Source organism: Haloprofundus sp. MHR1 (assembly GCF_005155585.1).
Lineage (GTDB): Archaea > Halobacteriota > Halobacteria > Halobacteriales > Haloferacaceae > Haloprofundus > Haloprofundus halophilus.
Genome location: NZ_CP039833.1, coordinates 2,898,907 through 2,916,175, shown reverse-complemented (window position 1 = coordinate 2,916,175; position 17,269 = coordinate 2,898,907). Strand labels below are relative to the sequence as shown.

17 protein-coding genes are annotated in these 17,269 nt (G+C 67.5%); 9 read left to right on the top strand and 8 right to left on the bottom strand.

Translation table 11 applies throughout. The features are described from left to right. Positions 1-74: 74 nt before the first annotated feature. Positions 75-1,844, bottom strand: a complete 1,770-nt coding sequence (locus tag FCF25_RS14750) for an ATP-dependent DNA ligase (RefSeq protein ID WP_137049223.1) — start codon at positions 1,842-1,844, stop codon at positions 75-77. A gap of 144 nt (positions 1,845-1,988) precedes the next feature. Here FCF25_RS14750 and FCF25_RS14745 point away from each other — a divergent pair, with 144 nt between their 5' ends. From FCF25_RS14745 to FCF25_RS14735, 3 genes are all read left to right on the top strand, one after another. Continuing rightward, positions 1,989-2,750: an FxLYD domain-containing protein gene (locus FCF25_RS14745; RefSeq protein WP_137049222.1), complete on the top strand. Its 762-nt coding sequence runs from the start codon at positions 1,989-1,991 to the stop codon at positions 2,748-2,750. A 68-nt stretch (positions 2,751-2,818) separates the two neighbouring features. Then, positions 2,819-4,351: a hypothetical protein gene (locus tag FCF25_RS14740; protein WP_117591106.1), complete on the top strand. Its 1,533-nt coding sequence runs from the start codon at positions 2,819-2,821 to the stop codon at positions 4,349-4,351. Positions 4,352-4,442: 91 nt separating this feature from the next. Next, positions 4,443-4,946, top strand: coding sequence for a redoxin domain-containing protein (locus FCF25_RS14735; protein ID WP_137049221.1), 504 nt, complete (start codon positions 4,443-4,445; stop codon positions 4,944-4,946). A 63-nt stretch (positions 4,947-5,009) separates the two neighbouring features. Here the strand turns inward: FCF25_RS14735 and psmB are convergent, their stop codons facing one another. After that, complete coding sequence (psmB, locus tag FCF25_RS14730; RefSeq protein WP_137049220.1) at positions 5,010-5,735, bottom strand: archaeal proteasome endopeptidase complex subunit beta; 726 nt, start codon at positions 5,733-5,735, stop codon at positions 5,010-5,012. 165 nt (positions 5,736-5,900) lie between these two features. Beyond that, positions 5,901-6,074 (bottom strand): hypothetical protein, encoded by a 174-nt coding sequence (locus FCF25_RS15740; RefSeq protein WP_168191267.1) that lies wholly within the window; start codon positions 6,072-6,074, stop codon positions 5,901-5,903. A 282-nt stretch (positions 6,075-6,356) separates the two neighbouring features. Between FCF25_RS15740 and FCF25_RS14725 the strand changes: the two genes are divergently transcribed. Continuing rightward, a complete protein-coding gene (locus tag FCF25_RS14725) occupies positions 6,357-6,713 on the top strand; it encodes a DUF555 domain-containing protein (protein WP_117591109.1) in 357 nt (118 codons plus the stop codon). A gap of 103 nt (positions 6,714-6,816) precedes the next feature. Then, the gene (locus FCF25_RS14720) at positions 6,817-7,356 is read left to right on the top strand and encodes a CBS domain-containing protein (protein ID WP_117591110.1); all 540 of its coding nucleotides are present in this window, start codon (positions 6,817-6,819) and stop codon (positions 7,354-7,356) included. Positions 7,357-7,553: 197 nt separating this feature from the next. Here the strand turns inward: FCF25_RS14720 and purM are convergent, their stop codons facing one another. After that, positions 7,554-8,522, bottom strand: a complete 969-nt coding sequence (gene purM / locus FCF25_RS14715; RefSeq protein ID WP_137049219.1) for a phosphoribosylformylglycinamidine cyclo-ligase — start codon at positions 8,520-8,522, stop codon at positions 7,554-7,556. Positions 8,523-8,869: 347 nt separating this feature from the next. Here purM and FCF25_RS14710 point away from each other — a divergent pair, with 347 nt between their 5' ends. Beyond that, positions 8,870-9,121 carry a hypothetical protein gene (locus tag FCF25_RS14710; RefSeq protein ID WP_117591112.1) on the top strand — a complete coding sequence of 84 codons (252 nt, stop codon included), beginning with the start codon at positions 8,870-8,872 and terminating at the stop codon, positions 9,119-9,121. Between the two features lie 14 nt (positions 9,122-9,135). On the opposite strand, the gene FCF25_RS14705 is transcribed toward FCF25_RS14710, so the two are convergent. From FCF25_RS14705 to FCF25_RS14690, 4 genes are all read right to left on the bottom strand, one after another. After that, positions 9,136-10,713 (bottom strand): acetolactate synthase large subunit, encoded by a 1,578-nt coding sequence (locus FCF25_RS14705; RefSeq protein ID WP_137049218.1) that lies wholly within the window; start codon positions 10,711-10,713, stop codon positions 9,136-9,138. Further along, the gene (locus tag FCF25_RS14700; RefSeq protein WP_137049217.1) at positions 10,710-12,110 is read right to left on the bottom strand and encodes an NAD-dependent succinate-semialdehyde dehydrogenase; all 1,401 of its coding nucleotides are present in this window, start codon (positions 12,108-12,110) and stop codon (positions 10,710-10,712) included. The genes FCF25_RS14705 and FCF25_RS14700 overlap by 4 nt, the downstream gene beginning before the upstream one ends. Positions 12,111-12,183: 73 nt before the next feature. Continuing rightward, a complete protein-coding gene (locus FCF25_RS14695; protein ID WP_117591115.1) occupies positions 12,184-12,783 on the bottom strand; it encodes a metalloprotease in 600 nt (199 codons plus the stop codon). Continuing rightward, a complete protein-coding gene (locus FCF25_RS14690) occupies positions 12,780-14,456 on the bottom strand; it encodes a TraB/GumN family protein (protein WP_137049216.1) in 1,677 nt (558 codons plus the stop codon). Before FCF25_RS14690 ends, FCF25_RS14695 begins: the two co-directional genes overlap by 4 nt. Positions 14,457-14,582: 126 nt before the next feature. Between FCF25_RS14690 and FCF25_RS14685 the strand changes: the two genes are divergently transcribed. The 3 genes from FCF25_RS14685 (at position 14,583) to FCF25_RS14675 (ending at position 17,255) form a co-directional block, all read left to right on the top strand. After that, positions 14,583-15,932, top strand: coding sequence for a glycerate kinase (locus FCF25_RS14685; protein WP_137049215.1), 1,350 nt, complete (start codon positions 14,583-14,585; stop codon positions 15,930-15,932). 119 nt (positions 15,933-16,051) lie between these two features. Further along, positions 16,052-16,666 (top strand): winged helix-turn-helix domain-containing protein, encoded by a 615-nt coding sequence (locus tag FCF25_RS14680; protein ID WP_137049214.1) that lies wholly within the window; start codon positions 16,052-16,054, stop codon positions 16,664-16,666. 133 nt (positions 16,667-16,799) lie between these two features. Beyond that, positions 16,800-17,255 (top strand): bifunctional nuclease family protein, encoded by a 456-nt coding sequence (locus FCF25_RS14675; RefSeq protein ID WP_137049213.1) that lies wholly within the window; start codon positions 16,800-16,802, stop codon positions 17,253-17,255. Positions 17,256-17,269 lie beyond the last annotated feature (14 nt).

The window sequence follows — 17,269 nt, the reverse complement described above, 5'->3', positions numbered from 1 at the left end:
CCGCGCCGGGATAAATCTCGCACGTCTTCGCAGACGCTGTGAGTCGCTCGCCGACTCTCGCCGCGGCGCTGCGGTCACTGCGTCTCGGCGAGTCGTTCGACCCGCGCGAGCGCGTCGGCGTCTTCGGGCGATTTATCCTCCCGCACCGAGAGGAACCGCGGGAACCGCAGCGCGTACCCCGACGAGTACGTCGGCGACCGCTGTATCTCCTCGTAGCCGACCTCGAACACCGTCGAGGGTCGAAGCTCCACCTCGCGGCCGTCCTGGGAGACGATTTCGGGTTCGAGGCGTTCGGTCAACTCGGCGAGTTGATCGTCGGTGATGCCGGTGGCGACCTTCCCGAGCGTGCGGTACCGGCCGTTTTCGTCGCGCGCCGACAGCAGAAACGTCCCCAAAAACTGCGCGCGCCGCCCCTCGCCCCACTCCGCGCCCGTGACGACGAGGTCGAGCGTCTCCACGTCCGGTTTGCGTTTCAGCCAGTGTCTCCCGCGGTTGCCCGGCGAGTACGTCGACTCGGGGTCTTTCAACATGATGCCTTCGTGACCCGCGTCGAGCGCGTCGGCCTCGAAGGCGGCTATCTCGTCGGCGTCGGCCGAGCGAAGCAGCGTCGAGACGGCCGCGTCGTCGCCGACGACGTCGGCGAGACGGTCGTGACGCGTCACGAGCGGTTCTTCGAGCAAGTCGTCGCCGTCGGCGTGCAGACAGTCGAAGGCGTGCAACCTGAGCGTCACCTCCTCGCGCATCCGCGCGACGTCGTGTTTGCGACGGAACCGCCGCAGGACCTCCTGGAAGGGCAGCGGGTCGCCCTCGTCGTCGACGGCGACGACTTCACCGTCGAGAATCGCGGGCGCGTCGACGGCGCGTTCGACGAACTCGACAATCTCGGGGAGGGCATCCGTCACGTCCTCCATGTTGCGGGAGAACAGCGACACCGCAGCCGACTCGGCGTCGTTCTCGTTACCGGCGTCGTTCTCGTCGCCGGCGTTGCTCTCGTCGCCGGTATCGTTGTCGCCATCACTGTCGCCGTCGTCGCCACCGCCGCCGTCGGACCGACGACGGTGAATCTGGACCCGCGCGCCGTCGTACTTCGTCTCGACGACGGCGTCTTCCCACTCGTCGAGAGCGTCGGTGACGGTACCGGCCTGCGCGAGCATCGCCTGCACCGGTCGGCCGACTTCCAGACCCACCTCGTTCAGGCCGTCGACGCCGTCGTCGCGGGCGATTTCGGCGACGTAACCGTAGTCGTTCGACACCTGGAGCGCGCGCTCGACGCTCTCGGTGGGCACCTCGAACGCTTCCGAGATCGCGTCTCGAACCGCCCCTTCGCCGACGCCGATGCGCATCTCCGAGAGGACGACCCGCGCGAGATAGCGCGCCTCCTCCGGGCTCGTGCGGTTGAACAGGCCGAACAGGGTGTCGACCTTCCGGTCTTGGCTCCCCGACCCCGTCGCCGCCGCGAGCGCTCGGAGCGTCTCGTCTACTTCGGCGACGGTCAGGTCGGCCGCTCCCCCGGTCCCGAACGCGGCGAGACCCCGCTGGCCGCCGAACTCGTAACTGGCGGCGACGGCACCGATTTCGCCGGTCTCGGCGAGTTTCGACTCCACGTCCGAAGCGTCTACGTTCCGGCCGGCGGCGCGCGCGATAGCCTCGTAACAGAGATTCGGACCGATGTCGAGCGTCGCCGACCGCCACGCGGGAAAGACGCGCCCCTGGACGAACCGCGCGACGACCGGAAGCTCCGGCCCGGCCTCCAGAAACGTCTCCGCCAACAGCGAGACGATTTCGAGGTCCGCCGACTCCGCCTCGATAGCCGCCGCCCGGTCTGCGAACGCCGCGAACTCCATCGCAGGGCGGTACTCGCGTCCTCGGTTTAACTGCCTCGCCTCGGCGGCGACGCGGTCGATTGAGGGGTTCGTATAAACTAGATAAACTTTACTCCGGGAGAGAGAGTGGGAGCGTTCTTATGTGGAACGCTCTTTATCACCCGTATGCATCGGAGGCGGTTCCTGGCGCTCGCGAGCGGTGCACTCGTTGGCCTCGGGGGCTGTACGTCGAGCGATACGCGACCCGTCGACACGACGTCCGAACCGACGGAGACCGAAAACGGCGTCATCGACCGGCTCGCGGGTAACGACAGCGGCGGCAGTACCGACGAGGATTCCCCCGACATCGTAGTCACCTCCCACGAACTCGTCACCACCGACGATACCTACCGTCAGTCGGCAGCCGTCCTCGCGCTGATGGAGAACGTCGGACCGACGCCTTCCGGGGGCATCCGCGTGACTGCGCGCTTCTTCGACGAGGACGACAACCCGCTCGACGTCGCCACCGAGTACCTCATCGGTCTCAACCCCGGCGAGACGTGGAAGGCGTACATCCCGTACTACGACGACGGGGTGAACGTCGCATCGCACGAACTCGAAGCGGCGTTCCAGGTCGAACCGCTCCCGCGCGTTCCGGAGGGAATCGAACTCCTCGACAGCCAACTCGACACCGAGGACTCCGAGGCCGTCGAGGCCGAACTCACCGGGAAACTCCGCAACGTCGGCGAGGAACCGTTCGAGTACCTCAAAGCCGAGGCGAAGTTCTACGCCGACGAGACGACGGTCCTCACCTCGAACTACGCGAGCACGACCAACCTCGAAGCCGAAGACGAGTGGTCCTTCACGGTCACTTACCTCCCGTACGACGAAGAGTGGGCCAGCCCGATCACCGACTACGAGTTACACGTCGTCGACAGCCCCTACTGACCGACCGAGCGCGGGCCGACTCGGCCGAGGCCGTCGCACTTTTAGACGCCCCTCGCGCATGAGACGGTATGGACAAGACGTTCGCGGAGCGGGTGTCGGCGGTGCTCGGCGTCGACACCGAGACGTTCCGCGCACAGGCCGCCGCCGACGGGGAAGTCGTCAAGGAAGAGTTGGCAGCGGGCACGTTCGACAACCACCAGTCTATCGTCGGCTTCGAGTACGAGTTCTACGCCGTCGCCGACGGCCGCTGGACGGAGTCGACCGACGACGAGAACGCACTGATGCGCGTCCCGCGGCGACTGCTCGAACTCATGGGGTTCGAGAAGGAACTGGGCCTGCACAACGCCGAGATGTCGACGAGTCCACAACCGTTCGGGCCGTACGGCATCCGCGCCCAGGAGTCGGAGGTTCAGGCGCGACTCGCGGCCGCGCTCGACTGCACCGCCGCCGAGGGGATGCGCCTCGTCAGCGACGCGATGTGGACGATTCCGCCCGCGGGCGAGACGGCCCGGAGCTATCTCTCCGACAGCGTCGTCGACGACGGCGTCCGCATCGCCACCAACATGAGCGACTCCGTCCGCTACCACGCGATGGCGAACACGGACGAGGCGGCCGACACGTTCGCCGTCGACGCGCCGAACGTCGACCTGCGGGCGGACACGGTGATGCCCGAGAGCCTCATCACCTCCATCCAGCCGCACTACCAGGTCGCCCACGCCGCCGACCTCCCCGTCTACCACAACTACGCGCTCCGCATCGCGGGGCCGCTTCTCGCGCTCGGGGTCAACTCGCCGTTTTTCCCGCCGGACCTCTACGAGGAGGGCGTCGACGCCGAGACGATTCTCGCCGACGCCTGGGACGAGCACCGCATCGCGGTCTTCGAGTCCGTGCTGAACGACGACGACGACGACAAAGTCGCGTTCCCCGAGGACCTCGACTCCGTCGAGGAGGCCGTCGACAGGGTCGTCGTCGACTCGACGCTCGTCCCGATGCCCGTCGAGCGGGGCGACCGCTTCGACGACTCGTTTGCGACGCTCAGAACGAAACACGGCACCTACTGGCGCTGGGTTCGTCCGGTGTTCGACGGGCCGACCCGGTCGGCGGCGAACGCCCGCATCGAGTTCCGGCCGATTCCCGCCCAGCCCACCGTCAGAGACTCCATCGCCTTCCAGGCGGCGTTCGCGGGGCTGATGGAAGCGTTGCCGCGCCGGGAACACCCCGTGCTCTCGCTGGACTGGGGACAGGCGCGCGAGAACTTCACCGCCGCGACGCGGATGGGACTCGACAGCGGCCAGCGCTGGATCACGAACGACGGCCAGGAGACGACGAACCCGGTCGAACTGTACGAGGACCTGCTGGCGCACGCCCGCCACGGCCTCGAAGTTTCCGGCTTCTCGGAGACGGAGGCCGAGCGCTACATCGCACCGCTTCGCTGGCGCGTGGAGGCGAAGGAGACGCCAGCGACGTGGAAGCGCAGAGAGGTGAGAACGCGACTCGACGACGGCGCGTCGCTCGCCGAGGCCATCGCGGGGATGCAGCGAGCGTACATCGAGGCCCAGGAGGAGACGCTCCTCGAAGGGACGTTCGCCGACTGGGCGTAGCACGGTCGCCGACTGGGCGTAGCACGGTCGGCCCGAGTGCGTTCTTGCCGACGGGGGCAACGGTGAATATCGGGCGCCCCAACTGCTGGCTATGGTCGACATCGGAGACGAAGCACCCGACTTCACAGTACCGAAAGCCGGCGGGGAGGCGTACAACGACCTCGAAGCGTTCACCCTCTCGGACGCCGTCGCGGACGGGCCGACAGTGCTCGCGTTCTACCCCGCGGCGTTCACCAGCGGCTGTACCGCGGAGATGTGCGCCTTTCGGGACTCGATGGGGCTGTTCGACGACCTCGACGCGCAGGTGTACGGCGTCAGCGTCGACTTACCGTTCTCGCAGAACGTCTGGATACAGCAGGAGGCGATCAACTTCCCGATGCTCTCGGACTGGAACCACGAGGTCATCCACGCCTACGACGTGGTGCTCGACGATATGTACGGGACGATAGAGGTGGCCCAGCGGAGCGTGTTCGTCGTCGACACCGACGGCGTCGTGACGTACAAGTGGGTACGGGACGGAGAGAACCCCGACTTCGATACGCTCGTCTCCGAGACGGGAAAGGCGGTCGAGGAGGCCACGCTCGCGTCGGACTGAGAAAAGTCGGCGTCCGAGCGGTCGGTGGTCGCCGTGACCGGTCGCCGCGGTTCTCGTCGCCGTCTACAGCAGCGACTCGATGTCTTTGTGTCGCTCGATGTCGACGCCGTCTTCGGTGACGACGGCGATGTTGATGCCGTTGCCGGAGGCCAGGTCACGTTCGACGGCGCTCTTGATGGCGCGAGTCGCGACGTCTTTGGCCTCGTCGAGCGAGAGGCTCTCGTCGTAGTCCTGTTCGAGCACACCGAGAGCGTACTGCGAACCGGAACCGCTGACGGTGTACTCCTCCTCGGTGGTGCCGCCGGCGGGGTCGATGCTGTAAACGTGCGAACCCTCGGAGTCGACGCCGCCGAGGATGGGGCTGACGATGAGGAAGCCGCCCGAGCGCAGGAAGTTGCCGACGAGCGTCGACAGCGCGGTCATGCTCATCTCCTCGCCGCGGCGGGCCTCGTAGAGGCGCGTCTCCGCGCGGAGCGAGCGGATGAGCGACTGCGCGGCCGACACCGACCCGGCGATGGTGAGCGCACCCGTCGGGTGAATCTCTTCGACCTTCTGGACGTCTTTGCTCGCCACCATGTAGCCGGCGCTGGCGCGCATGTCGGTCGCGAGAACGACGCCGTCCTCGGTTTTGATGCCGACGGTGGTCGTCCCGGTTTTCATCTCGCCTTCGCGCGGTTCCGACGACTGCTCGGCGTTCGGGAACTCGCCGAGTTCCGGCCCGAACACGCTCGAACGGTTACCGTCGAGGGGACTGTCGCTCCCGGAGAAATCCGATGTCGGTGGACGCATTACCTACACTTGCGCGGCCGCGCAGATAAATGCACCTCTTCACTCGCTCGTTGCCGCCGTCGCAGCGGTCGGTTCTCCGTCACGCGAGGGCGCCGCCGCTGGACGAGCGAGAGCCACAAAGACGGGCGGTGTCGACGGGTTCGAGTGGGGTCGACGGGTTCGGGGTTACTGTGCGGCGGCGTTCTCGTAGGCGGTTCCGACGGTTTCGACGAGACGGCCGACCGGGAGTCGAACGCCGAGCTGGCGAACCAGGAGCGTCAGTGGGAGGAGCGCGATACCCAGTGCGAGCGTCAGGTGGTACAGGGCGAACAGGCTGATACGGGACAGCGACTCGAACATTGCCTACCCCGGGCTCCATCCCGGTGGTATATAAACTTTCTCGCTTCTCCAAGCCGACGAAGTCGACGCCCGCTTGCGATTAAACTCCAGTTGTGTTCTCCGCAACTGGGGTGGGTTTTCTGGCAACCACGACGGATACGGTGGGTGGGCAATCACTGTATCACGCATAACTTACGGAGATAATCCGCCGAGGTACACGGCCGGTTCCGACCGCTCTCCGCGGCGGACGTTCGGTCACGACCGAATCACAAGACACGAAACCCCCTATCCCTACCTACGGGTATGAGCAACTACCTCGTAGCGATGGAGGCGGCCTGGCTCGTACGTGACGTGAAAGACATCGACGACGCCATCGGCGTCGCCGTCAGCGAAGCGGGCAAGCGCCTCAACCAGCAGAACAAGGAGTACGTGGAAGTCGAAGTCGGCGCGACGCCGTGCCCGGCCTGCGGCGAACCGTTCGACTCGGCGTTCATCGCGGCCAACACGGCGCTCGTCGGCCTGCTCCTCGAAATCGACGTCTTCAACGCCGACGGCGAGAAGCACGCCGCCCGCATCGCCAAGAGCGAAGTCGGCGGCGCGCTCCGCGACGTGCCGCTGTCGGTCATCGACATTGTCGAGACCGAAGAGGAAGACGAGTAACGCGGCGACGAAGTCGACTCTTCGCTCGTTCGACGCACCGCGCACCGCGCGCCGCGGCGCGGATAGCCGAAACCTTTTCAATAACCGCTGGTAATCGGCGGACATGGAACTCCCGACGCCGCAGGACCTGCGCGAACGCAGGAACACGCTGGGGCTGACCCAGAGCGCGCTGGCGGACGCCGCCGGCGTCTCCCAACCGCTCATCGCCCGCATCGAGGGCGGTGACGTCGACCCCCGACTGTCGACGCTCCGCCGCATCGTCGAGGCGCTCGACGAGGCCGAAGGCGACGTGCTCCGCGCCGGCGACATCATGAACGAGACGGTCATCCACGTCGAACCGGACTCCTCGGTCCGGGAGGCCGTCGACGCGATGGAGGAGGAGGCGTACTCGCAACTGCCCGTGCTCCAGTCGGGGATTCCGGTCGGCTCCATCAGCCAGTCGGATGTCATCCGCGGCGGCGACAACGTCGGCGACAAGCCGGTGAGCGAACTGATGAGCGAGTCGTTCCCCACCGTCGCCCGCGACGCCACCGTCGACGAAGTTCGCAACCTCCTGGACCACTACAAGGCCGTGATGGTGACCGAGGGCGGCGAGACGGTCGGCATCATCACCGAAGCCGACGTGGCCGCGCAGCTCTCGTAGTCGATTCTCACACTCTCCCCGTTCGCCGTTCCGAGCGTTTTTGTGCGAAGACGGGGCCATCCTGCCGCGTGACTTGACGAGTCTGCGCAGCGCGGCCGAGGCGGGAGCACGGCGAGCCCGTTGCGCTCCGAAGTCCCGATTCGCCGTCTGTTCGCCATCCGCTTTCCCCTTCGAGCGTCGGCTCTCCGACCGGACGCCTACAGCTCCAACCCGCGAATCGAGACGCCGGAGCCGTCCTCGACGCGGCCGATTACGCTCCCGTCGGCCGCGTCGGCCAGCGCTTCTGCGCCCTCAGGGTCGAGCGCCGCGACGAACCCGGTGCCCATGTTGAACGTCCGGTGCATCTCCTCGTCGGAGACGTTGCCTTCCGACTGGACGAACTCGAACACTGGCTGGGGGTCGAACGCGTCGTCGACGACGTAGCGGTTCTCGCCGAGGCGTTCGAGGTTCGTCCACCCGCCGCCGGTGACGTGCGCCGCGCCGCGGACGCCGTGGTCGCGCATCGGGTCGAGCAGGTGGGTGTAGAGTCGCGTCGGTTCCAACAGCGCCTCGCCGACCGTCTCGTAGCCGTCGCCGGGGAACGCGTCGTCGTAGTCGTGGTTCTTCGTCGCCGCCTTCCGCGCGAGCGTCAGGCCGTTCGAGTGGATGCCGGAGGACCGAAAACCGACGAGCGCGTCGCCGGGTTCGGCGTGGCCCTCGAAGATGTCGTCTTTGGCTGCGAGGCCCGCACACGTGCCCGCGAGGTCGAGTCCGTTGATGACCTCGGGCATCACCGCCGTCTCGCCGCCGACGAGTTCGATGTCCGCCTCGTCGGCACCGGCGGCGAGTCCTTCGCCCACCTGCTCGGCGAACGTCTCGTCGGGTTCGTCGACCGCGAGGTAGTCGACGAACGCGACCGGTCGCACGCCGGCGGCGACGAGGTCGTTCGCGTTCATGGCGATGCAGTCGATGCCGACCGTCGAGTAGTCCGAGAGCGCCTCGGCGACCAGCAGCTTCGTCCCGACGCCGTCGGTCGCCAGCGCGAGGTACCGGTCGCCGATGTCGAGCAGTCCGGCGTAGTCGCCCTCGCTGTCGCCGACGGCCGATACGAGCGCGGCCGTCGCCGCCTCGCTGGCCCCGATGTCGACGCCGGCGTCCGAGTACGTGAGTTCCTCGTCGTCTCCCATGCGCGAACCCCCGCGGTGGCTCCTCAAAAGCCCACCGCTCGCGGGTCGCCGCCTCGCCGGGGTGGTGGTACGCGGGACGTAACAGGGCTGTGCCCCGTCCCACTTTCGGGATAGGCAGCCCCAACCCCGGCGGTTGCGGTCGCCTAACGCGGTCGACGCCGCGGTTGAGACCGCCTAAACGTCGCTTCGACGACCGTACGCCTACTCGGGCGGAATGCGTCGGGGTCGCCCGAATTCCGCCGTGATAGCCGTTCGCACGAACCGGTAGGCAGTGACAACTCTCGAGAACGGTTCAGAACGAACTACCGCTTATATGCGGACTGAAGCAGTCGAATAGAACGCCGTCCATGGCAAGTGCGCCTTCAACTGCCGACCGCCGTATCACTCGCCCCGCGGACGTTCGGTTCGGCCCCACGGTTCGTGCGATCACCGTCTCGGCGATTCGATTCGTCGCCTTCTGGCTGGCGGTCGCACTGCCGTTCTGCCAGCTCGCGCTGGTCGTCGGCGGGCTGTCCGGCGACCGGTCGCTAGTGCTCGTCGCCCTCCTCGGCGTGAACGTGCTCGCGCTGGTCGTCGGGCACAACTACCGGAGACGGTGACGCCGCCGAACGCGTCACCCTCCCAGCGGAACCTCGACGAGAGCCATCTCGTCTCCGTCGACCACCGAGTCCAGAACCGTTTCGAGCTCTGCCCACGACTCGGGGCGGTAGCCGTCAACGCCGAAGCTCTCGGCGAACGCGACGAAGTCGGGGTTGGTGAGTCCCGTTCCGAACGCCTCGCCGGTGTGTTCGCGCTGCTTCTCCGAGATGAGCCCGTAGTCGTCGTCGTTGAACACCAAGACGGTGAAGCCGAGACCGAGACGCGTCGCCGTCTCCAGTTCCGCGGCGTTCATCAGAAAGCCGCCGTCGCCGGTGCCGACGACGACGTTCGAGTCGAGCGCCAAGTCGGCGGCGACGCCCCCGGGGACGCCGATGCCCATGCTGGCGAGACCGTTCGAGACGATGCACGTGTTCGGCTCGAACGTCGGAAACCGCGTCGCGATGGCCATCTTGTGGCTCCCGACGTCGGAGACGAGCACGTCGTCGTCGGCCATCGCGTCTCGGAGGTACGGGAGCACGCCAGCGACCGAGAACGGCTCGTCGTCCTCGGGCGTCTCCAGGGCGTCCGCGAGCACCGCTTCGTGTGTGTCGGCACACCACGTCCCCCACGTTCCCTCGACGGTCGCTTCGAGGCGCTCCAGCGCCCGCGAGATGTCGGCGACGATCTCGACATCCGGGTTGTAGTGCTGGTACACCTCGGCGGGTTCGTGGTCGACGTGGACGACGCGAGTGTCGGCGTTCGGATTCCAGCGCTTCGGGTCGTGTTCGGCGATGTCGTAGCCGACGGCGACGACGCAGTCCGCGCGTTCCATCGCCGCCTCCGCCTCGCCGTCCGGTCCCGAATCCAGCGTCATCAGCGAGTGGGCGCTGCGGTCCGACACCGCGCCCTTCCCCATGTACGTCGAGACGACGGGGACGTCGGTCGCCTCGACGAACGACCGCAGGCGGTCGGCGGCGTTGGCTCGGACCGCACCGTTTCCGGCGAGTACGATGGGTCGCTCGGCGGTCGACAGCAGGTCGGCGGCGCGTTCGACCGACGCCGCGTCCGGGTCGGGTCGACGGACCTTCTCTCGGACCGGGAGCGGTTCGTAGTCGACGGCTTCGGCGGCGACGTCCTCCGGAAATTCGAGGTGAGTCGCGCCGGGCTTCTCGTACTCGGCGAGTTTGAACGCTTTTCGGACGGACTCGTTGATTATCTCGGTGTCGTTCAGCTGCGTGTTCCACTTGACGACGGCCTCGAACGTGTGGACGACGTCGAGCGCCTGGTGGCTCTCCTTGTGGAGTCGCTCGCGGCCGCCCTGTCCGGTGATAGCGACCAGCGGCGACTTGTCGAGGTGCGCGTCGGCGACGCCCGTGAGGAGGTTCGTCGCGCCCGGACCGAGCGTGGCGAGGCAGACGCCGGCGTCGCCGGTCAGACGACCGTGCACGTCGGCCATGAACGCCGCGCCCTGCTCGTGTCGGACCGGGATGTACCGTATCGAGGAGTCCCGAAGCGAGAACAGCACGTCCTCCAGTTCCTCGCCGGGGACCCCGAACACGTACTCGACGCCCTCGGCCTCCAGACACCGGACGAGAAGGTCCGAAGCCTTCATTCCGAGAGCGACTCCAGGCCGGTGCTCGAGTCGCCGTGCTGGACCCAGACGGTCTTGCGGTTGACGAACTCCCAGATACCGTGTTCGGAGAGTTCGCGGCCGTAGCCCGAGTCCTTCACGCCGCCGAACGGCACCCGCGGGTCGGATTTGACGATCTCGTTGACGAAGCAACAGCCGGCGTCGAACGCTCGCGCGAATCGCTCGCCGCGGTCGGGGTCGCCGGTCCAGACGCTCGCGCCGAGTCCGAACGGCGTGTCGTTGGCTCGCTCGATGGCCTCCTCCTCGCCGTCGACGCGCCACAGCGACGCGACGGGGCCGAATATCTCGTCGTGGGCCGCCGGCGTCCCGTCGGGGATGTCCGTCAAGACGGTCGCCGGGTAGTACGCTCCCTCTCTGTCCATCGGCTCGCCGCCGGTCAGCACCGTCGCCCCGGCGTCGACGGTCTCTTCGACCTGCTGGTGAAGGTCCTCGACGAGGCCCTCTCGCGCCTGCGGGCCGAGTTCCGTCCCCTCGTCCGCCGGGTCGCCGACGGTGAGCGACTCCATCTCCTCGACGAATCGCTCCTCGAACTCGTCGTACACCTCGTCCATCACGATGAATCGCTTGGCCGCGATACAGGATTGGCCGTTGTTCTGCGTCCGCCCGTAGACGGCGCTCCTCACCGCGCGTTCGACGTCGGCGTCGTCGAGGACGACGAACGGGTCGCTGCCGCCGAGCTCCAGCACCGACTTCTTCAGGCTCTCGCCCGCCGTCGACGCGACGGCTCGACCGGCGGGGCCGCTGCCGGTGAGCGTCACACCCTGCAGCCGCTCGTCTTCGATGATGCCGTCTACGAGGTCGGAGCCGACGAGAAGCGACTGGAACGCGCCGTCGGGGAAGCCGGCTTCCGAGAACACCTCCTCGATGGCCTTCGCACAGCCCGGCACGTTCGAGGCGTGTTTCAGCAGGCCGACGTTGCCCGCCGCGAGGTTCGGCGCGGCGAATCGGAACACCTGCCAGAAGGGGAAGTTCCACGGCATGATGGCCAGAACCGGGCCGAGCGGTTCGTAGCTCACGAACGCGTGGGCGTCGGCTTCGGTGCCGATAACCTCGTCCTGAAGGTGTTCTTCGGCCGTCTCGGCGTAGTACTCGCAGACCCACGCGCACTTTTCGACCTCCGAGCGGGCTTGGACGATAGGTTTGCCCATCTCGCGCGTCATCAGTTCGGCGTACTCGTCGGTGTTCTCGCGGAGCACCTCGCCCGCTCGCTTCAGGAGCGAACAGCGGTGCGCGAAACTCGTCTCGCGCCACTCCGCGAACGTCTCCGTCGCTCGGTCGAGGGCGGCGTCGACGGTCTCCTCGTCGTCGTCGGGATACGTGTCCAGTCGCTCGCCGGTCGCCGGGTTGACGCTCTCCATAGCTTCGAAAACGGAAGCGAGTCGCTTAGTCGTTCGCCGGCGAGCGAAGGCCCGTCGGCCGTCTCCTGTCCCCTCAGAAGAAGAGCAGAAGCACGGTTACGCCCATCGTCGGCACCGTGAAGACGACGTAGACGATTTTGCTCCACCCGAGCACCTTTCGGCCGTCGAGCGGGCCGAACGGAATCATGTTGAACGCGGCCAAGAAGAGGTTGATGATGACGCCGAGGTTCGCCATTTCGGCGAGGAAGCCGCCGGTGGGAACGACGAGCGCCAGCGGCAGAAACACCAGCGCCAGCACGACGTTCACCGCCGGTCCCGCGAGCGCGATGAGGCCGTGTTCTCGCTCCGTGAGCATCCCGCGGTGGTGAACCGCGCCCGGGGCGGCGAAGATGAAGCCGAGAAACGCGCTCAGAAGCGCCAGAACCAGCATGCTGTAGTCGGCGCGGAACTCCGCGACCTGCCCGTAGTGGACGGCGACGACTTTGTGTCCGAGCTCGTGCAGCAGGAAGCCGACGCCCGCCGTCAGGAGGCTGACGACGAGCCCGGAGACGAGTCCCCGTTCGAGCAGTCTGAAGGGGTCGCCGCCGGCGAAAAACAGCGCGAAGGCGACGCCGAGTACGAGCCACGCGACGGCGAGGTCGCGGACCTCGCGGCCGCTGAAGGTGAGATTCACGCGACCGCCCCCCAGACGAGCTCGGCGCTTCTGCGTGCGCCCTCCAGCATCAGTCGGCTGACGGCTTCGGCACCGCCGAGCTCCGCGCCGAACAGCGGCAGGATGTACGTCACGAACAGCAGGCTGGCGATGATACTGCCGATGTTCGTCATGGCGACGACCATGATGAGTCGGAACAGCGGTACGTCGAACATCTGCTCCAGCAGTTCGCCCAGCGGCGTCTCCTCGTCGGTGAGCAGTTCGTTCAAGCGACCGATGTCGGCGACGTTCACCGCCGTGTGGCGCAGTTCCATGTAGCCGGTGAACCACCCCGGCGCGAGCAGCGGGTTGACCGAGGTCATCCAGGCGACGAGACCGCCCACGGTCGCCGACGACCATCGCGCACCGGCGAGTTTGGCGAGTCCGGCCGCGAAGATGCCGTTGACGAGGAACCACGCGCCGAACAGGCGGAGCAGGAAGCCGTCTCTGACGCCCGCCATCGCCAACAGGACGAAGAAGGCGACGAAGCCGACGGAGACGAGCGTGCCGATTATCTTCATCCACGGGATTCCGCGTTTCTCGGCGACGCCCGTCAGCGACTCCATCGGCGGCAGCGTCTCGGGGTTCCGGAGGTAGTTCTCGATACCCCGTTTGTGCCCCGCGCCGACGACGGCGACGACGTCTTTCCCCTGGTCGCGGAGGGCGACGATGTTGTGCGCGAGGTAGGCGTCGCGCTCGTCGATGAGCGCCTCCGCGCCGCCGGGGCTGAACGCCCGAAACTCCTCCATCATCACGCTCACGACGTCGGTGTCGGTGAGTTCGGCCATGTCGAGTTCCTCGACCTCCTCGCCGCGGTCCATCCCCGTCGCCGCGAGGACGAAGCCGGCGAGCAGGCCGACGACGACGCTCCCGGAGATACCGAGCGCGAGGCTCCCGCCCACCTGAATCACGAATCCGGAGAACGTCGACTGGACGAACGGATCCGTCAGACCGAGCGTCGCCCCGCCGAGCAGCGCGACGGCGAGACCGCCGGCGATACCCGCGAAGATACTGTCGCCGTCGTCGACGACGAGGGAGGCGACCCACGAGACGACGAGGCCGGAGACGACGCCCGCCAAGGCGGACCCGAGCGCCCGGACGAACACCGCGTCAGTGATGCCGAGAAAGCCGCCGAACAGCGCGATGATCGGGCCCGCGACGAAACCGACGAGTAGGCCGAACATGAGACCGACGACGCGGGCGTCGGTGACGCCGAAGGCGAGGCCGCCGGCCATCCGGAGTTTCTCGACGAAGCTCATCCGCGCCCAGAACCGCTGGATGGTCGTCTGGATGTCGCGGTCGACGAGCGCCACGTCGATGCCGTGGCCCTGGGCCGTCTCGACGGCCGCGAGCATGTCCGCACCGGGTTTCACGTCGAACTTCTCGCCCATCTGCGCCTGCACGTACGAGAGCATCCAGTAGGCGATGAACTGAAAGACCGTGTTCCCCTGCAGCAGTTCGCCGGGGTCGAGGTCGTCGGGCGTCTCGCCCTGCATCTGCCGATAGCGCCCCTCGTCGAGTTCGACGGCGACCACGTCGGGTCGCTCGGCGTCGATGGTCTCTTCGACCTCGCGGACGCTGTCGGCGGAGACGTGCGCGGTGCCGACGACGCGCACGCGTCCCGTTTCGGGGGCGGACTCCGCTCTATTACTCATCGACCTCCGCTACAAGTTCACCCCTGTTATCAGTGTCGGAGTCGTGAACGAATCTCTCGGCGAATACGACGGTTGTGAGCGTCTCCCGCCATCTACGCTTTTGTCGCCCCCGTGCGACGCTCCGGTATGACCTTCGTCCGCAACGCCGCCGCGCTCGGCGGCAGCGAGGCCCGCGAGACGGCGCTGGCCTGTCTCGACGCCGGAATCGACGCCGCGAACCCCGAACGCGTCGTCGCCGACGCGGTGACGTTCGACGGGCGGCTGCTGACCGTCGGCGACGACAGCTACGACCTCCGCGAGTTCGACGACGTGCTCGTCCTCGGCGGCGGGAAAGCGGGCGTCGGCGTCGCTCGCGCGCTCGAAGGCGTTCTCGGCGACCGTCTCACCGACGGCGTCGTGGTCGTCCCCGACGCCGCCGATCTCTCCCGCGTCTCCGTCGTCGTCGGCGACCACCCCGTTCCGAGCGACCGCGGCGTCGAGGGAACGCGTCGCCTGCTCGACCTCGCCGAGGCGGCCGACGAACGGACGCTCGTCCTCGCCGTCGTCACCGGCGGCGGGAGCGCGCTTCTGGCCGCGTCCGCGGAGGACGTGAGCCTCGACGACCTCCGGCGAACCACGGACGCGCTGCTCGACAGCGGGGCGGAGATACGGGAGATGAACGCCGTCCGCAAGCACCTCTCGGCCATCAAAGGCGGCCGCCTCGCCCGCGCCGCCGCCCCGGCGACGGTGGTCGGTCTCGTCCTCAGCGACGTCGTCGGCGACGACCTGAGCGTCATCGCCAGCGGGCCGACCGCACCGGACGAGACGAGTTACGCCGACGCCCTCGACGTGCTGGACCGGTACGATATCGACGCCCCGGCTGCCGTCCGCGAACGACTCGAACGCGGCGCGGCGGGTGGAATTTCGGAGACGCCCCGCGAGGGCGACTCCGCCTTCGACCGCGTTCGAAACGTCCTGCTCGGGAGCAATTTCAGTTCTCTCGACGCCGCCAGAAACGAAGCCGAGACGAGGGGTTACGACACCTGTATCCTCTCCTCGCGGGTCCGCGGCGAGTCGCGCGAAGCGGCGAAGACGCACGCCGCAGTCGCCGAAGAAGCAATTTTCACCGGAAATCCGGTGTCCCCACCGGCAGTGGTGCTCTCGGGCGGCGAGACGACGGTGACGGTTCGCGGCGACGGCACCGGCGGTCCGAACCAGGAGTTCGCGCTCTCGGCCGCCGTCGAGTTCGCGACCGCGTGGCGGGGCGAAGCCGACGTCGTCCTCGCCTGCGTCGACACCGACGGCAGAGACGGCGGGACCGACGTCGCCGGAGCCGTCGTCGACGCCGAGACGGTCGACGACGCGGCCGCGGCCCGAGCGGCCCTCGCCGACAACGACGCGTTCAGCTACCTCGACGCCCGCGACGCCGTCGTCGAGACGGGACCGACGGGAACGAACGTCAACGACCTGCGGGTGCTCGTCGTCGAGGACGAGTGAGGTCGACGCTGACGCCGAGTGAAGTCGTCGCTGACGCCGAGTAAGGTCGTCGCTGACGCCGAGTGAGGACGACTCGTCGACGAAAACGGTTTAGTCCACCCGTGGGATACTCTCTCGGTATGGCGAGACTGTTGCCCTCCACGCCCGACACCTCCGCCGCCGACGAGGCGGAGCCGCGGGTCATCGGCGTCGACAGCGAGGACGCCGACGACCTGCTGTCGGCGCTCTCCTCCGACACCGCACGCACCCTCCTCTCGAAGCTCCACGACGAACCCGACACGCCGTCGGGGCTCGCGTCGCGCGTCGACTCCTCGCTGCAGAACGTCCAGTACCACCTCAAGAAACTGGAGGACGCCGGCCTCGTCGGCGTCGTCGACACCGTCTACTCCGAGAAGGGCCGCGAGATGAACGTCTACGCGCCCGCGGACCGCCCGCTCGTCGTCTTCGCCGGCCGCGAGTCCGAGAGCGCGGGTCTGAAGACGGCGCTCAAGCGTCTGCTGGCGAGCGTCGGCATCCTCGCGGCCGCGAGTTTCGTCGTCCAAATCGTCGCCACCGGCGAGATACCGTTTCTCGCGCAGTCGGCGTCCGGCGGCGATGGGGGAACTGAGCTCACGACCTCCGCCGTCGAGACGACTGCGTCGACGGCACCCGGCTTCCCGCCGGGGCTGGCCTTCTTCCTCGGAGGCCTCGTCGTTCTGGCGTTCGCCTTCGCGGTCTGGTACGCCCGGCGGTGAGCGTCCGACGCTCCGCCGTCGAGCTATCAGCAGAATCGATTGTGCTGTTCGCGTTTCTCTCCGCCCGTAGTGTCTGTTCGCGCTATTTGCGGGTCGCAGGTAGCTATTTACCTTCGACGACGAACGTGTGAGCATGGAGCACACTGCCGAAGTGGAGGGCATCGGCGTCGGCGTCGGGGCCGACGGGACGAACGTCCCCGCCGTCGTCCTCCGCGCCCGCGAAGAGGTCCTTCCGATATTCGTCACGGCCGACCAAGCACAGACGATCCGTCTCGGACTCGCCGGCGAACCGTTCGAGCGCCCGCTGACTCACGACCTGTTGGTCGAGATGGTGACCGAGTTCGGCGGGGCCATCGACGGCGTCCGCATCGACGACCTCTCGGACGGGACGTTCTACGCGAAACTCGACGCCGAACGCTACGAGGACGGCGAACCGGTGAGTTACGTCTTCGACGCCCGCCCGAGCGACGCCATCGCCCTCGCCGTCCGCGTCGACTGCCCCATCTACGTCTCCGACGAGATTCTCGACGCCGCCGGACGACCACCCTCCGCCATCGACCTCTCGCCGGACGACGACGACACGTTCTGAATCCGTCGAGATTC